This window comes from Flavonifractor sp. An4 (genome assembly GCF_002161755.1).
Taxonomy (GTDB): domain Bacteria; phylum Bacillota; class Clostridia; order Oscillospirales; family Oscillospiraceae; genus Flavonifractor; species Flavonifractor avicola.
This window is the reverse complement of the sequence record NZ_NFIL01000011.1, coordinates 44,921-60,023: the sequence shown is the minus strand read 5'-3', so window position 1 is coordinate 60,023 and position 15,103 is coordinate 44,921. Positions and strand designations below refer to the sequence as shown.

Annotated in this window: 14 protein-coding genes; 8 read left to right on the top strand and 6 right to left on the bottom strand. The window is 60.0% G+C overall.

Annotated features, from left to right (window positions below; translation table 11 throughout):
- Nucleotide 1: 1 nt before the first annotated feature.
- A complete protein-coding gene (locus B5F94_RS06990) occupies nucleotides 2–1,531 on the bottom strand; it encodes a putative polysaccharide biosynthesis protein (RefSeq protein ID WP_242965619.1) in 1,530 nt (509 codons plus the stop codon).
- A 149-nt stretch (nucleotides 1,532–1,680) separates the two neighbouring features.
- Between B5F94_RS06990 and B5F94_RS06985 the strand changes: the two genes are divergently transcribed.
- Nucleotides 1,681–2,391 (top strand): DUF554 domain-containing protein, encoded by a 711-nt coding sequence (locus B5F94_RS06985; RefSeq protein WP_087328938.1) that lies wholly within the window; start codon nucleotides 1,681–1,683, stop codon nucleotides 2,389–2,391.
- A gap of 164 nt (nucleotides 2,392–2,555) precedes the next feature.
- Here B5F94_RS06985 and B5F94_RS06980 read toward each other — a convergent pair whose 3' ends face one another.
- From B5F94_RS06980 to B5F94_RS06970, 3 genes are all read right to left on the bottom strand, one after another.
- Nucleotides 2,556–3,584, bottom strand: a complete 1,029-nt coding sequence (locus B5F94_RS06980) for a glycosyltransferase family 2 protein (RefSeq protein WP_087187826.1) — start codon at nucleotides 3,582–3,584, stop codon at nucleotides 2,556–2,558.
- 12 nt (nucleotides 3,585–3,596) lie between these two features.
- Nucleotides 3,597–4,766: a UDP-galactopyranose mutase gene (gene glf, locus B5F94_RS06975; RefSeq protein ID WP_087328936.1), complete on the bottom strand. Its 1,170-nt coding sequence runs from the start codon at nucleotides 4,764–4,766 to the stop codon at nucleotides 3,597–3,599.
- A 138-nt stretch (nucleotides 4,767–4,904) separates the two neighbouring features.
- On the bottom strand, nucleotides 4,905–5,477 hold the full coding sequence (locus B5F94_RS06970; RefSeq protein WP_087187824.1) for an inorganic diphosphatase: 573 nt from the start codon (nucleotides 5,475–5,477) through the stop codon (nucleotides 4,905–4,907).
- Between the two features lie 360 nt (nucleotides 5,478–5,837).
- On the opposite strand from B5F94_RS06970, the gene B5F94_RS06965 reads away from it, so the two are divergent.
- From B5F94_RS06965 to B5F94_RS06935, 7 genes are all read left to right on the top strand, one after another.
- Nucleotides 5,838–6,728, top strand: coding sequence for a phosphate ABC transporter substrate-binding protein (locus tag B5F94_RS06965; protein WP_087328934.1), 891 nt, complete (start codon nucleotides 5,838–5,840; stop codon nucleotides 6,726–6,728).
- 87 nt (nucleotides 6,729–6,815) lie between these two features.
- Nucleotides 6,816–7,682 carry a phosphate ABC transporter permease subunit PstC gene (gene pstC / locus B5F94_RS06960; RefSeq protein ID WP_087328932.1) on the top strand — a complete coding sequence of 289 codons (867 nt, stop codon included), beginning with the start codon at nucleotides 6,816–6,818 and terminating at the stop codon, nucleotides 7,680–7,682.
- A 9-nt stretch (nucleotides 7,683–7,691) separates the two neighbouring features.
- A complete protein-coding gene (gene pstA / locus B5F94_RS06955; RefSeq protein WP_087328962.1) occupies nucleotides 7,692–8,558 on the top strand; it encodes a phosphate ABC transporter permease PstA in 867 nt (288 codons plus the stop codon).
- 12 nt (nucleotides 8,559–8,570) lie between these two features.
- A complete protein-coding gene (gene pstB, locus B5F94_RS06950) occupies nucleotides 8,571–9,332 on the top strand; it encodes a phosphate ABC transporter ATP-binding protein PstB (RefSeq protein WP_087187821.1) in 762 nt (253 codons plus the stop codon).
- 12 nt (nucleotides 9,333–9,344) lie between these two features.
- Nucleotides 9,345–9,995 carry a phosphate signaling complex protein PhoU gene (gene phoU / locus B5F94_RS06945; protein WP_087328930.1) on the top strand — a complete coding sequence of 217 codons (651 nt, stop codon included), beginning with the start codon at nucleotides 9,345–9,347 and terminating at the stop codon, nucleotides 9,993–9,995.
- Nucleotides 9,996–10,025: 30 nt separating this feature from the next.
- Nucleotides 10,026–10,694, top strand: coding sequence for a response regulator transcription factor (locus B5F94_RS06940; protein ID WP_087328928.1), 669 nt, complete (start codon nucleotides 10,026–10,028; stop codon nucleotides 10,692–10,694).
- Between the two features lie 88 nt (nucleotides 10,695–10,782).
- Nucleotides 10,783–12,516 (top strand): sensor histidine kinase, encoded by a 1,734-nt coding sequence (locus B5F94_RS06935; protein WP_087328926.1) that lies wholly within the window; start codon nucleotides 10,783–10,785, stop codon nucleotides 12,514–12,516.
- A 112-nt stretch (nucleotides 12,517–12,628) separates the two neighbouring features.
- Here the strand turns inward: B5F94_RS06935 and arcC are convergent, their stop codons facing one another.
- Both arcC and ygeW read right to left on the bottom strand, forming a co-directional pair.
- Nucleotides 12,629–13,570 carry a carbamate kinase gene (gene arcC / locus B5F94_RS06930; RefSeq protein ID WP_087328924.1) on the bottom strand — a complete coding sequence of 314 codons (942 nt, stop codon included), beginning with the start codon at nucleotides 13,568–13,570 and terminating at the stop codon, nucleotides 12,629–12,631.
- 250 nt (nucleotides 13,571–13,820) lie between these two features.
- On the bottom strand, nucleotides 13,821–15,020 hold the full coding sequence (gene ygeW / locus B5F94_RS06925; RefSeq protein ID WP_087328922.1) for a knotted carbamoyltransferase YgeW: 1,200 nt from the start codon (nucleotides 15,018–15,020) through the stop codon (nucleotides 13,821–13,823).
- Nucleotides 15,021–15,103: the final 83 nt, after the last annotated feature.

The following is a 15,103-nucleotide window of genomic DNA, read 5'->3' as shown; positions in this document are numbered from 1 at the left end:
CCTACCTCAAGCGGAAAAGCCGATGCAGCCGCACCCCCTGGGCCTGGAGGGCCGCCAGGTAGAGCACCACACCGAAGAGGGTGCAGGCCCCCACCGCCGTCCACTCCCCTACTCCGCTGTCCAGCAGCACCCGAAAGAGCAGGTTGCCGGTGAGGCCCGTCAGCAGGGCCGCCAGGCCGGGAGCTACCCCCCAGTCAAAGAGCCGCAGCTTCAGTCCGGTAACTCGCCGCACCTGGAACCAGTTCAGGAGCACCCCCAGGGCGGAGGAGGCCACCACCCCCACCCAGTAGCCGCCGATCCCCACACCGGGGAGTCCCAATAACAGATAGGTGCAGCCCAGCTGCAGCCCGCCGGACAGAATGGAACTGCGGGCTGCAGCTTTTTGTCTGCCCAGGCCGTTGAGCGCACACCCCAGCACTGCCTGCCAACAGGACAGCAGCACCCCTACCGACAGAGGGAGCAGATACCGGCCCACCCCCTCCTCCCGAAAGAGAAGCTGACCCAGGGTAGGGCCTACTACCACCAGCAGAGCCATGGCGGGAAACATAAGCACCGAGGTGGCCAGCATAGACCGGTCGATCCGCCGCCGGATCAGCGGGGTGTTGCCCAGAGCTGCCCCCTGGGCCAGCTTGGGCATGAGCACCAGCCCCAGGGCGCCGATGAAGGCAGTGGGCAGGCAGAGCATGGGCATGGTCATGCCGCACAACACACCGAACTCCTCCATGGCCCGGCTCACCTCCGCTCCGGCGGCCACCAGCCGCTGGGGGATGAGCACGGCGTTGGCCGAGCCCATGAGATTGCCCAGCAGACTGGTAAACCCCACCGGCAGGGCGATGGCCAGGATCTGCCGGTTCATCCGCCGGGAGGCCCCCGGCTCTCCCAGCTTCTCCCCTGCCAGCCTGCGGCGGGCCAGCAGCATCAGCGTGATGGAGGAAAAGAGCTCGCACACGATCATGCCCACCACGATAATAGCCACGGTCCGCTCCGGGTTCTGGGGCAGGAAGAGCACCAGCAGCCCGAGAACCGCAGCCGCCCGGATGACCTGCTCGCACAGCTCCACCGCCGCCGGGGGCCGGATGGCGCCGGTACCGTAGAAAAAGTGCTTGTGCAGGTTCTCCACACCGGTAAGGAGAATACAGGGCAGCAGCAGCAAAAGCCCCATCTGGGTGCGGGCATCCCCCAGCAAGTACACCGAAATAGGGTCATACAGCAGGGCAGTAACCGTGGCCAGCACCCCAAACAGTCCCAGGAAGCACAACAGGCACCGGCGGAGCACCTGGGCCGCCGCTCCCCGCTGCCCCCGGGCGTAGTATCCGGCAGACAGGTTGGATACCGCTGCTGTCAGCCCCACCGCCGTCAGAGAGAGCAGCACGGAATAGACCGGCATAATGAGCTGGTAGAGGCCCATGATCTCCGCTCCGATGAGGCGGGAGAGTAAGATCCGGTAGACAAAGCCCAAAAACTGCCCGGCAATGCCGGTGCCGGTGAGCAGCAGGGTGCCGTAGAGCATGGATGTCCGGTCGAGCTTCAATGGGCCCTCCCCCTTTCAATGGTCCACTTCCACTCTATTCCGCAGGGTCGTCCGGCATACATCCAGAAACCTTTTGACAAATGACGGCAAAGGTTTTATCATAGAACCGTATATTTTAGTGAATTGCAGTATAAAAGTGAGGAATCCCTATGATCGCCACCGTCATCAATGTGGTCCTGATCCTGCTGGGCAGCTGTCTGGGCCTTCTGTTCAAAAACCGCATCAGCCCCCGCTTTGCCTCAGGCATCACCTTTGCTCTGGGTCTGTGCACCATGGGTATCGGCATCACCGGCATGATCGGCACGGCGGACACTCTGTGCGTCATTGTGTGTATGGTGATCGGTACTCTGATCGGTGAGGCAATCAATATTGAGGGCCGGATGGACGGCGTAGGAGAGCTGCTTCACCGCAAGCTGCTCCGCAAGGATGAAAACAGCCGTTTTGTGGAGGGCTTCGTCACCGCCTCCGTCCTCTTCTGCGTGGGCGCTATGGCCATCAACGGCGCTATGGAGGCGGGTATGAACGGCAATTATGATATCCTGATCTCCAAGTCTGTGATGGACGGCGTCACCGCCATCACCTTCTCTGCGGCCATGGGCATCGGAGTGGCCTTCTCCGCTCTACCGATTCTGGTATATGAAGGCGGCATGACTTTGATTTTCGGCCTGGTAGGCCAGCAGATCGACCCAGCTATCGTCAATGAAATGAGTTCCGTGGGCGGCACCATTATCGTAGGCATCGGCATCAATATGCTGGGTCTGCCCAAGGAGAAGCTGCGGGTGGGCAATATGCTCCCCGCCATCTTCCTGCCTCTGGCCTATATTCCCATCTGCAACTGGCTAGCGGGGCTGCCGGGCTGAGCGCCACAGGAAAACCTGTGGCGGTTGAAAGAAAAAGAGTGCTGATATGGAATATCAGCACTCTTTTTCTTATAGCATTAAATTTTCTGCTTAATATCGCATCTCTCGCCTCTGACCATATTGTTTTTCCATTACAAGGCGGAAAACCTGTTCTGCTTTTATGCTCAGTTGAACTTATAGATCTTGCGGGCCAGCCGGTACAGCTTCACCGACAGTTTCCGGCCCTGATAGCCGGGGATATTGCCTACAAAGGAGAGGGAGCGGTACTTGTACTTGTGGTAGAGCCCCACATCCTTATGCCGCAGGTACTCCCACAGCTCAGTCTTTTTGCCCAGGGCCTCAGGAGAGCCGTCCAGAATGAGGAAGATGGAGGAGATGGTCATCATCATGGACAGGTAGCTGCTCATATACCGGGCCAGTCGGGGCTGCTGAGCGTGGAGTTTGCGGAGATCGTGACTATCGATCATGATCTTGTTGACCCGCAGCTGCTGGTCCACCCGGCCCACCATCACCTGCTCGTTGACGCTCTGGTCAGCCCGGCCGATGAAGTAGCGGTACAGATCAATGTCCATGTAATAGATCCGCTTCACATAGGGCAGAGGCTGGTAGACAAAGATGTTGTCCACATAGAAGGTGTGCTTAGGCAGCTCCAGGCCGCAGTCCCGCAACAGCTGGGTGCGGTAGATCACGCTGTGCATCAGCAGGAACTGGGAGGGGCGGAACCGGCCCACCTTGCTCCAGGAAAAGATCTTGTTCTGGGGGAACACATTGGTGTACCGGACCACCTTCTGGGTGTTGTCCTCCACGTGCTCGTAGACGTAGTTGGCCACGAACATATCCACCGGCTTCTCCATTTTGGCAAACTTCCGCAGTTTCTCCAGAGCCTTCTGGAGGGCGGCCTCATCCAACCAGTCGTCGGAATCCACCACCTTGAAATAAAAACCGGTGGCGTTTCGGATGCCCTGGTTGACGCCCTCACCGTGGCCGCCGTTCTCCTGGTGGATGGCCTTGACGATGTTGGGATACTGGGCAGCGTAGCGGTCGCAGATGGCGGGGGTATCGTCCTTGGTGGAGCCGTCGTCCACCAGGATAATCTCAACGTCCTCCCCGCCGGTAAGCAGGGTCTCCACACAGTGCTCCATGTAGGCCGCGGAGTTGTAACAGGGCACCGCGAAAGTAATGAGCTTTGACATATGTACCTTTCCTCACTTCAACAGATCATCACACAGCGCCAGAGCCCGGGCGGCGATGGCGTCCATGTTGTAATACTTGTATTCCGCCAGCCGGCCCAGCAGGTGGAACCGGGGGAAGCGGTCGGCCTCCGCCTTGTACTTGGCGTAGAGGGCGTTGTTGGTCTCATTGATAATGGCGTAGTAGGGAATCTCTCCCTCCGCCCCGGTGTAAGCGCTGGAGTACTCCTTCATAATGGTGGTCACTCCGGGCAGATCCTGGCCGGTGAGATACTTGAACTCGGTGATACGGGTATAGTCCTGGTCCACGGTGTAGTTCACCGTGCCGTGGCTCTGCCAGTAATCCACCGGGTAGGTCTCAAACTGGAAGGTCAGGGTGCGGTAGGGCAGCCGGCCGTACTTGCAGCCGAACAGCTCGTCCGCCGCGCCGGTATAGATTATCGTACCATCGAAGGGCTCCCCGTCCAGCAGCACCGCTCCGTCGGCCAGGGTCAGGCGTTCCCCGGCGTCAACATTCAGCTCCACGGTGATGTCCGGATGGTCCAGCATCCGCTCGAACATGGGGGTATAGCCCTCCTTGGGCATCCCCTGATGGGTGTCCTGGAAGTAGCGGCAGTCCTCGGACAGGAACACCGGCACCCGGGCGGTGGTGTTGGGGTCGATGTCCTCTGGGCGCTGTCCCCACTGCTTCATGGTGTAGTGGACAAAGACGTGCTCGTACACATAATCGGCCAGAGCGGCGATCTCGGGATCGGGATTCTGCCGCAGCTCCAGAATGGTGACCTTCTTCTCCGCGCCGTAGGCAGCGATGAGCCGCTTGGCCAGGCTGTCGGCCTTCTCCGCTCCGAAGGCCGCCCGCATGGACACCAGATTGAAGGGCACCGGCATTTCCATCCGGCCGTCTTCCGCCGGAATGTTGGCCACCACCTGATGCTGATAGTTCAGCCAGGGGGTGAAGCGGGACAGATAGTCAAAGACCCGCTTATCGTTGGTGTGAAAGATATGGGGACCGTACCGGTGGATGAGCACACCGGCCTGGTCAAAGCAGTCGTAGGCGTTGCCGCCCACATGGTCCCGGCGCTCCAGCACCAGCACCTTTTTCCCGCCCCGCTCGGCCAGCTCCCGGGCGCAGATGGCACCCGCCATACCGGCGCCGATGACCAGGCAGTCAAATGGATGACCCATGGTATCCGTCCTCTCTCATTGGAATGATCGCAGCGATTGGATGCGGCCATATGCCCAGTCCAGGCATATAACGGATTCATTTTAACACAGAATCAAAGAAATGGGGGAAAAGAATCCATTAAGTTTTCCTTAACGGTGTTATCGGTCCGAAGCCCGGTGATCCACCCGGGGGGCGGCTCCGCCCAGGAAGCACTCGGCATAGTGATCCATGGCCCGCTGGATGACCTGAATGGCGGCCTGCCGGTCGTTCACGTCGCCAGCCACGGCCTCCTTGCCCTCCAGAGCCTTGTAGACCGTGAAGAAGTGGGCCATCTCATCAAAGATGTGGCCGGGCAGATCCATCAGATCCTGATAGGTATTATAGGTAGGATCGGAGAAGGGGATGGCGATGATTTTTTCGTCGTTCTTGCCGCCGTCCAGCATGGAGATATAGCCCACCGGATAGCAGCGCACCAGAGTCAGGGGGTCCATGGCCTCGGAGCAGAGCACCAGCACGTCCAGGGGGTCGCCGTCGTCGCCGTAGGTCCGGGGAATGAAGCCATAGTTGGCGGGATAGTGGGTAGAGGTGTGGAGCACCCGGTCCAGAATGATGAGACCAGTCTCCTTGTCCAGCTCATACTTCTTCTTGCTGCCCTTGGGAATCTCAATGACCGCCACAAAGTCCTCAGGCTGGATGCGGCTGGGGCTGATATCATGCCAAATATTAGACATCTCTGTATCTCCTTTTATTTTATGATCTGCTTATGTCCGTTCTGGATCGTCAGACGGACACAGAATAAGCTGATTCAGTAATCATTATTATATCTTTCCTCCCGAAAGAATACAATACCTTGCCCCGTTCATTTTTCCACGTTTTGTCTTTTTCTGCCCACTGCTCCAAATTGGCCGGTATTCCTTTTGTAAAATGGGACATCCTACAATGTAAAGTCCGGAAATCACTGGGAGAGAGCAGCTTTACTCATTCTTTACAATTCGTTGAAGGACAACTTTACAATGGGCCGTTATACTGTAGCTTGTTCCGAGACACCAAAAGACACCAAGAATACATTGCATGATTGGAGATTGAACACCATGAAAAAGAGAACTCTTGCGCTGATGCTTTCCGCCGCTCTGTGCGTGGGTATGCTGGCCGGCTGCGGCGGCGGCGATGCCGGCAGCGCCAACAGCCCCGCCGGCAACACCAACAGCCCCGCTGTGACTGAGTCCGAGACTCCCGACAACACCACCGAGCTGACCGGCACCGTGGTCACCAACGGCTCCACCTCCATGGAGAGCGTGATGGGCTCCCTGACCGAGGCCTTCCGTGAGGTCCAGCCCGGCATCCAGGTTCAGTACACCGGTTCCGGTTCCGGCGCCGGCATCACCTCCGCTCAGGACGGCACCGCCGACATCGGTCTGGCCAGCCGCGACCTGAAGGATGATGAGACCGGCGTGAAGGCCATCACCGTGGCCAAGGACGGCATCGCCATCATCATCAACCCCGAGAACCCTGTGGCTGACCTGAGCGTGGAGCAGATCGCTCAGCTGGCCACCGGTGAGATCACCAACTGGTCCGAGGTTGGCGGCAACGACGCTCAGGTCGTGTTCATCGGCCGTGAGGCCGGCTCCGGCACCCGCGACGGCTTCGAGTCCATCACCGGCACCGAGGACGCCTGCAAGTACCAGAACGAGCTGACCTCCACCGGCGAAGTGATCGCCAACGTGGCTTCCAACCCCGACGCCATCGGCTACGCCTCCCTGTCCGCTGTGGATGACACCGTGAAGGCCATCACCGTGGGCGGTGTGGCTCCCACCGAGGAGACCGTTCTGGACGGCACCTACGCCATTCAGCGTAACTTCAACTTCATCGTCAGCGACAGCGCCGAGCTCTCCGACGCGGCTCAGGCCTTCATCGACTGGGCTACCTCCGCTGATGCCGCCGATCTGATCGCCGGCGCCGGCGCGGTGCCTGTGGCCGAGTAAATCCATCCGCCGTTTTGATTGCCCCCTCGGTCACGAGGGGGCAATCTCTATGACTACAACTCTTTTACGAAAGGCCGGTCATCAACCATGAAACAAAAGCTCCGACCGTTGGAAGTGACCATGAACCTGCTGTTCTTCCTCTGCGGTTTCATTGCGGTCGTCTTCGTCCTGTTCATCAGCATCTACCTGATCATCTCCGGCCTGCCCGCCATCAAAGAGATCGGGCTGGTGGAATTTCTGTTCGGGACCAAGTGGGCCTCCACCGCAGCAGAGCCCTCCTTCGGTATCCTTCCCTTTATTCTGACCTCCATCTACGGCACTGCCGGCGCCATTGTGCTGGGCGTTCCGGTGGGCTTTATGACGGCGGTGTTTCTCGCCAAGATCGCCCCGCCCAGGCTGGCCTCCGCCGTGCGCACCGCCGTGGACCTGCTGGCAGGCATCCCCTCGGTGGTCTACGGCCTCATCGGCATGATGGTGCTGGTTCCCGCCGTCCGGGAGCTGTTCAACCTGCCTGACGGCGCCAGCCTGTTCTGTGCCATCATCGTGCTGGCCGTCATGATCCTGCCCTCCATCATCTCCGTGTCCGAGACCGCCCTGAAGGCGGTCCCCAAGGAGTATGAGGAGGCCTCCCTGGCCCTGGGCGCCACCCACATCGAGACGGTCTTCCGGGTGAGCGTTCCCGCCGCCTCCAGCGGTATCGCCGCCTCCATCGTGCTGGGCATCGGCCGGGCCATCGGCGAGGCCATGGCCGTCATCATGGTGGCCGGCAACGTGGCCAATATGCCCTCCCTCTTCTCCTCCGTCCGCTTCCTCACCACCGCCGTGGCCAGCGAAATGTCCTACGCCTCCGGCCTCCAGCGTCAGGCCCTGTTCTCCATCGCGCTGGTGCTCTTCCTCTTTATCATGCTCATCAATGTGATCCTCAACACGCTTCTCAAACGGAAGAAGGGGTGATATACTGTGATCGAAATGAAACCTCTTTCCGGAAAGCGGAAGGCCTATGACCGTACCCTCCGTTTCCTGCTTTACTTCTGCGCCGCCCTCACCTGCGCGCTGCTGGTGTTCGTCATTGGCTATATTTTTATTAACGGTCTGCCCCACATCTCCTGGGAGTTCCTGACCACCGAAACCAGCTATATCAAGGACACCATCGGTATCCTGCCCAACATCCTTAACACGGTCTATATCGTGGTTGTCACCCTGATCTTTATCCTGCCTCTGGGCGTGGGGGCAGCCATCTACCTCACCGAGTACGCCCGCAACCGCCGGCTGGTGGGTATTCTGGAGTTTGCCACCGAGACCCTCACCGGCATCCCCTCCATCATCTTCGGCCTGGTGGGTATGCTCTTCTTCTGTCAGTTCCTTGGGCTGAAGGCCTCCCTGCTGGCCGGCTCCCTCACCCTGGTCATTATGACCCTGCCCACCATCGTCCGTACCACTCAGGAGGCCCTCAAGACCGTGCCCCAGTCCTACCGTGAGGCCGCTCTGGGCCTGGGCGCCGGCAAGTGGCGCATGATCCGCACGGTGGTGCTCCCCTCCTCGGTGGACGGCATCGTCACCGGCTGCATCCTGTCCATCGGCCGCATTGTGGGCGAGTCCGCCGCCCTGCTCTTTACCGCCGGTATGGGTATGGCGCTCAACGACTTCTTCGGCTCCTTCGACCAGTTTATCCACTCCTCCGGTGCTTCTCTCACCGTGGCTCTGTATGTGTATGCCAAGGAGCGGGCCGAGTTTGACGTGGCCTTTGCCATCGCCGCCATCCTGATGCTGCTCACCCTGGTCATCAACCTGACCGCCAAGCTGGTGGGCAAGAAATTAAAGAAAAAATAAGGAGTTCCAACCATGGATGAAAATACGATTCTGTCTGTAAAGGGGCTGGACCTCTGGTACGGCCAGACCCAGGCCCTGAAGGATGTCAGCGTGGATATTCCCGAAAAGCAGGTCACCGCCCTCATCGGCCCCTCCGGCTGCGGCAAGTCCACCTTCCTGAAAACCCTGGACCGGATGAACGACCTGGTGCCCGGCATCAAGATCACCGGCTCCATTCAATACCGGGGCCAGGAGATCTACGACTCCAAGGTGGACGTGACCTGGCTGCGCAAGCAGATCGGCATGGTGTTCCAGAAGCCCAACCCCTTCCCCATGTCCATCTATGATAACATCGCCTACGGCCCCCGCACCCATGGCATCAAGAATAAGAGCCGTCTGGACGACATCGTGGAGAAGTCCCTCCAGGGCGCCGCTATCTGGGACGAGGTGAAGGATCGCCTCAAAAAGTCGGCTCTGGGCCTGTCCGGCGGCCAGCAGCAGCGTATCTGCATTGCCCGTGCTCTGGCTGTGGAGCCTGACATCCTGCTGATGGACGAGGCCACCTCCGCTCTGGACCCCATCTCCACCTCCAAGATCGAGGACCTGATCGCCGATCTGAAGAAAGACTATACCATTGTCATCGTCACCCACAATATGCAGCAGGCCACCCGTGTGTCCGACAAATGCGCCTTCTTCCTGCTGGGCCAGCTTATCGAGTTCGGCGATACCACCCAGCTCTTCTCGGTCCCCAAGGACAAGCGCACCGAGGACTACATCACCGGCCGCTTCGGTTAACAGGAGGCTCTCATGAGAAAAACCTTTGACGCCGAGCTCCAGGAGCTCAATTATGAAATGATCGACATGGCGGCCGCCGCTGAGGACGCCATCGACGTGGTGGTGGAGTCTCTGGCCTCCAGCGACGACGACGCCGCCAAATCCGCGGTGGAAATGACCAAACACATGGACGAGATGGAGCGGGATATCGAGAACCGCTGCCTGCGTCTCCTCCTCCAGCAACAGCCCGTGGCCCGGGACCTGCGCACCATCTCCGCCGCCCTGAAGATGGTCACCGACCTGCAGCGCATCGGCGACCAGTGCTCCAACATCGCCGAGATTTCCCTGCTGTTGAAGGAACAGCAGCAGACCCAGACCCTGGCGGACATCCGCACCATGAGCCAGAAGGCCGGCGTCATGGTGAAACGGGCCATTTTTGCCTATGTCAACCGGGACACCGAGGCGGCCAACGCCGTGGTCAGCCTGGACGATGAGATCGACCAGCTCTTCCGTACCATTAAGAGCGAGCTGGTAGAGCTCATCCTGGAGAACCGGGAGGCGGCTGACCAGGCCATCGACCTGATTATCATCGCCAAATATCTGGAGCGCATCGCGGACCATGCGGTGAACATCGCCCAGTGGGCAATCTTCTGCGTCACCGGAGAGATCCAGCTCCAGGCCTGAGCCCCCCAATACGAAATGGAAGGTGATCCCATGTCCAGAGCCATCGTAGTGGTGGAGGACGACGAGAGCATCCGGGAGATGCTCCGGTACTATTTTCAATCCGTGGGCTATACCGTTCGCCCCTATGAATCCGGCGAGGCCATGTTCGAGGGCGAGACGGCCCACAGCCTTCCCGTGCTGTTTATTCTGGACATCATGCTCCCCGGCATGGATGGTCTGGAGATCCTCCGCCGCCTGCGGGAAGGCCGGGACACCGCCGAGGTGCCGGTCATCATGCTCACCGCCCGCAGCGCTGAGATGGACCGGGTATCCGGCCTGGAAAACGGCGCCGACGACTATGTGGTCAAGCCCTTCGGCATCATGGAGCTCCAGGCCCGGGTGAAGGCGGTGCTTCGCCGCACCGAGCGCCGGGGCGACCAGGTGCTGACCTGCGGGGATCTGGAGATCGATCCCGCTGCCCGGGAGGTCCGCAAGGGCGGTAAGCTGGTGGACCTTACCTTCAAGGAGTTTGAGTTGCTCAAGCTGCTGTGTGCCCGCCGGGGCGTGGCCCTCACCCGGGACGAGATCCTCCAGACGGTTTGGGATTACGACTATACCGGCGAGACCCGTACTGTGGATATGCACGTCAAGGCCCTGCGGCAGAAGCTGGGCGAGGACGTGATTACCACGGTCCGTGGCGTGGGCTATAAAATGTCCTGACGGCCCGTCTCCCTGCCGGGCGGCTGCCGTCGCACCACGGGCGGCCTCCATCCGCCCGTTTTCCCATTATCTGCGAGAGGAGCCTATTATGAAGAAACGAATCATCGGCGCAACGCTGCTCACCGTGGTGTTCGCCCTGCTGATCTCCAATGTTGTGGGGATCCTGATGTTCCGCAGCCGGGAGATGGACGCCGCCCGCTCCACCTTGCAGGAGCTGCTGGAGCTGATGGACGCCCAGAGCGCCATCACCGAGCCGGAGGCTTTGATGGAGCAGTTCCATGCCGCCGCCCCCGACAAGCGTCTCACCATCATCGACACCGACGGCACCGTGTTGGCGGATACCGACGCGGACGCCTCCCAGCTGGAGGATCACAACAGCCGTCCCGAGGTGATTGACGCCGAGCGCTCCGGCTGGGGCGAGGCGGCACGCCATTCTGATACCCTTGGAACCTCCATGTTCTATGTTGCCAAGCGCTTTGCCGACGGCATGATCGGCCGGGCCGCCATGCCCCTGTCCTCCATCAACTCTCTGGTGATGAGCGGCGTCTGGGGTTTCCTGATCGCCTCCATTGCCGCCCTGCTGCTGGCCTTCCTGCTGTCCCGCCGCACCGCCAACCGTATCATAACCCCTCTCAACTCGGTAGGCGGCGCTCTCCAGGGCGTATTGGACGGCAAAAAGACACCCGGACTGGAGGATATTCAGGCCGATGACGAGCTGCGTCCCATCCTGCGCTACATTGACAAGCTGATGGATCAGCTGGGCGGCTACATTCAGTCCATTACCGCCGAGCGGGACAAGGTCAGCCTGATCTTGGACTGCATGGACGAGGGCCTGATCCTGCTGGATGAGGAGGGTAAAGTTCTGGCCATCAACCGGGCCGCCCGTATTCTGTTCGGCTTCCCTGAGGGAGGAGAGCAGGAGGACGGCGCTCTGCTGCTCACCCGCAGCCGCCGGCTCCGTGAGGCCATCCATGACTGCCAGGAGAAGCATTCCTCCATCATGCTGGATGTGGATGCTCTCACCGAGGATGCCCGCTCCCTGCGGCTGTTTGTCTCCCCCGTCTCCGGCCGGCAGTATGAGGGCCAGCCGGTGGGTACTTCCATTCTGGTGTCCGACGTCACCGAGCTGAAGAAGGCTGAGGGTATCCGCAGCGAATTTACCGCCAATGTATCCCATGAACTGAAAACCCCCCTGACCAGCATCAAGGGCTTTACCGATATGCTGTCCAGCGGCATGGTGACCTCTCCCGCCGATCAAAAGCGGTTTATCACCATGATCGGTGTGGAGGTGGACCGGCTCATCGATCTCATCAACGACATTCTCAAGCTGTCCGAGTTGGAATCGGTGGCCATCGACCAGACCGAGGAGCGCTCCGCTGTGCTGGACGCGGCCCGAGAAACCGCCTCCCTGCTGGAGCCCTCCGCCAAGGCCGCCGGCGTGACCCTGGCCGTGGAGGGCGAGAGCGTCACCGTAGGCGTCCCCATGAGCCGGCTGAAGGAGCTGCTCTTCAATCTGATGGGCAACGGCATCAAGTACAGCGAAAACGGCGGTATGGTGACCACCCGTATCCATGTACAGGACGGCAAGGCTGTGATCTCGGTGGAGGACCATGGCATCGGTATCCCCGAGGAAGATCAGAGCCGGGTGTTCGAGCGGTTCTACCGGGTGGAAAAAGGCCGGGCCCGCAAGAACGGCGGTACCGGCCTGGGGTTGGCCATCGTCAAGCACATCACGCAACTTTACGGCGGCACCGTCAGCCTGGAGAGCCAGGTAGGCAAAGGTTCCACCTTCACTGTGATCCTTCCCATTCCCAACAACTAAGACAAATCCCCTGCCGGAGAACCGGCAGGGGATTTTTTATGCCATAAACGTGCCCGCCCCGGAGCCTTCCGGAGCGGGCCGTTTTGCTTTGTTCGTTTGGAGTTTGCTTGGATTACTGATGGATAGCGGTACCAGTCTTGCCGGCCACGCCGTCCTTGGCCTTCTCCAGCAGGGTGATGAGGGCGGAGCGGCCGGGAGCGCTCTCGGCAAACTCCACGGCAGCCTGCACCTTGGGCAGCATGGAACCGGGAGCGAAGTGACCCTCAGCGATGTACTTGCGGGCCTCGTCGGGGGTCAGAGAGTCCAGCCACTGCTCGTTGGGCTTGCCGAAGTTGATGGCCACCTTCTCCACAGCGGTGAGGATGATAAGGGTGTCGGCCTCCACCTGCTGAGCCAGCACGCAGGAGGCGAAGTCCTTGTCGATAACGGCAGCAGCGCCCTTCAGGTGATGACCCTCGGTCTTGTAGACGGGGATACCGCCGCCGCCGCAGGCCACCACCACCAGGCCGGCGGCCACCATGTCGCGGATGGACTGAATCTCAATGATGGACTGGGGCTTGGGAGAAGCCACCACACGGCGATAGCCTCGGCCGGCGTCCTCAATGACGTTGTAGCCGCGCTCGGCCACCATCTTGTCGGCCTCTTCCTTGGTCATGAAGGCGCCGATGGGCTTGGTGGGATTCTGGAAAGCCTTGTCCTCGGGGTCCACCTCAACCTGGGTCAGCACGGTAGCCACGCCCTTGTTGATGCCGCGGTCCAGCAGCTCCTCACGCAGAGCGTTCTGCAGATCGTAGCCGATGTAGCCCTGGCTCATGGCCACGCACACGGACAGGGGGCAGGGGATATACTTCTCGGGGTCGGAACGGGTCAGCTCGGTCATGGCCTTCTGAATCATGCCAACCTGGGGGCCGTTGCCGTGGGCAATGATAACCTCATGGCCCTCCTGGATCAGGTCCACGATGGCCTTGGCGGTCTGCTTCACGGCGATCATCTGCTCAGGAAGATTGTTGCCCAGAGCATTGCCGCCCAGGGCGATTACGATACGCTTGCCCATAATAAACACCTCATACTAAAAATTTATGCTGGGATCAGGCGGGCGGCAATGCTGGCCACACGGCTGGTGGACACAAGCTTCTTGCCTCCGGCAAAACCTTGGTGCAGGCGAAATTCCTTCTCTTCGGCACACCAGGGCAATGGTTAAAATAGTGGGGCCCGTCCGCACAGATACAGGCAGGTTGACCTATGCGGACGGGCCTTTAAAAGGAAGGGGAAGGAAAAATGGAAGTCAGATATGGATCAGAATCTTACTTCTGGAACCAACGGGCGATGCCGCGCTCCTCCAGGGCCTTCAGAGTGGCCTGGGGATCCTTAACCTTAGCCAGGAAGATCATAGCGGCGATGATGTAGGGCTTGTAGGAAGCCTCCTTGTACAGAGGATCACGATAGCGATCGAACACGGAAGCCTCGACCTCGCCGTCCTTGCAAGACACGTCGTTGATGTCGGCGGGCAGGCAGTGCATATACAGAGCCTTGCCGTCCTTGGTGGTCTTCATCAGCTCCTCGGTGCAGCACCAATCCTTGTGGTTGGCGTTCTGAGCCAGCAGCTCCTTCTCCAGAGCCTTGATGCCCTCGCTGTCGCCCTCGGCGTACAGGTTGGTGCGCTTCTCCATGGCAGCGAAGGGAGCCCAGCTCTTGGGATACACGATGTCGGCATCCTTGAAGGCCTCAGCCATGCTGTTGGTCTTGGTGAAGGTACCGCCGGACTTCTCGGCGTTCTTCTTGGCGACCTCCTCGACCTCGGGCATAACCTCGTATCCCTCGGGGTGAGCCAGGACGACGTCCATGCCGAAGCGGCTCATCAGGCCGATGATGCCCTGGGGCACGGAGAGGGGCTTGCCGTAAGAGGGGCTGTAAGCCCAGGTCATGGCGATCTTCTTGCCCTTCAGGTTCTCAACGCCGCCGAAGTGATGGATGATGTGCAGCATATCGGCCATAGCCTGGGTGGGGTGGTCGATGTCGCACTGCAGGTTGACCAGGGTGGGCTTCTGCTCCAGAACGCCGTCCTTGTGGCCCTGGGTCACGGCCTCAACCACTTCCTTCTGATAGGTGTGGCCCTTGCCGATGTACATATCGTCGCGGATGCCGATGACGTCGGCCATGAAGGAGATCATGTTAGCGGTCTCGCGGACGGTCTCGCCGTGAGCGATCTGGCTCTTGCCCTCGTCCAGGTCCTGAACCTCCAGGCCCAGCAGGTTACAAGCGGAAGCGAAGGAGAAACGGGTACGGGTGGAGTTGTCGCGGAACAGGGAGATGCCCAGGCCGGACTCGAAGATCTTGGTGGAGATGTTGTTCTCACGCATATAGCGCAGAGCGTCGGCCACGGTGAAGACGGCCTCGATCTCGTCGTCGGTCTTGTCCCAGGTCAGGAAGAAATCGCCCTCGTACATCTCCTTGAAGTTCAGGGCATTCAGCTTGTCGATATACATCTGCAGAGTCTTGTCCATTGCAATCGATCTCCTTTTCAATATTTAGTCGGTTGGTGGATGGATACGGGTTTCATATCCGCAGGGGCGGCTTGCGCCGCCCC

What these genes read in the sequence shown, in the direction of transcription:
- ygeW (WP_087328922.1), bottom strand. Translation starts at nt 15,020, where the DNA reads ATGGACAAGACTCTGCAGATGTATATCGACAAGCTGAATGCCCTGAAC.
- B5F94_RS06965 (WP_087328934.1), top strand. Translation starts at nt 5,838, where the DNA reads ATGAAAAAGAGAACTCTTGCGCTGATGCTTTCCGCCGCTCTGTGCGTG.
- B5F94_RS06935 (WP_087328926.1), top strand. Translation starts at nt 10,783, where the DNA reads ATGAAGAAACGAATCATCGGCGCAACGCTGCTCACCGTGGTGTTCGCC.
- B5F94_RS06980 (WP_087187826.1), bottom strand. Translation starts at nt 3,584, where the DNA reads ATGTCAAAGCTCATTACTTTCGCGGTGCCCTGTTACAACTCCGCGGCC.
- B5F94_RS06970 (WP_087187824.1), bottom strand. Translation starts at nt 5,477, where the DNA reads ATGTCTAATATTTGGCATGATATCAGCCCCAGCCGCATCCAGCCTGAG.
- arcC (WP_087328924.1), bottom strand. Translation starts at nt 13,570, where the DNA reads ATGGGCAAGCGTATCGTAATCGCCCTGGGCGGCAATGCTCTGGGCAAC.
- pstC (WP_087328932.1), top strand. Translation starts at nt 6,816, where the DNA reads ATGAAACAAAAGCTCCGACCGTTGGAAGTGACCATGAACCTGCTGTTC.
- B5F94_RS06985 (WP_087328938.1), top strand. Translation starts at nt 1,681, where the DNA reads ATGATCGCCACCGTCATCAATGTGGTCCTGATCCTGCTGGGCAGCTGT.
- pstB (WP_087187821.1), top strand. Translation starts at nt 8,571, where the DNA reads ATGGATGAAAATACGATTCTGTCTGTAAAGGGGCTGGACCTCTGGTAC.
- glf (WP_087328936.1), bottom strand. Translation starts at nt 4,766, where the DNA reads ATGGGTCATCCATTTGACTGCCTGGTCATCGGCGCCGGTATGGCGGGT.
- B5F94_RS06940 (WP_087328928.1), top strand. Translation starts at nt 10,026, where the DNA reads ATGTCCAGAGCCATCGTAGTGGTGGAGGACGACGAGAGCATCCGGGAG.
- phoU (WP_087328930.1), top strand. Translation starts at nt 9,345, where the DNA reads ATGAGAAAAACCTTTGACGCCGAGCTCCAGGAGCTCAATTATGAAATG.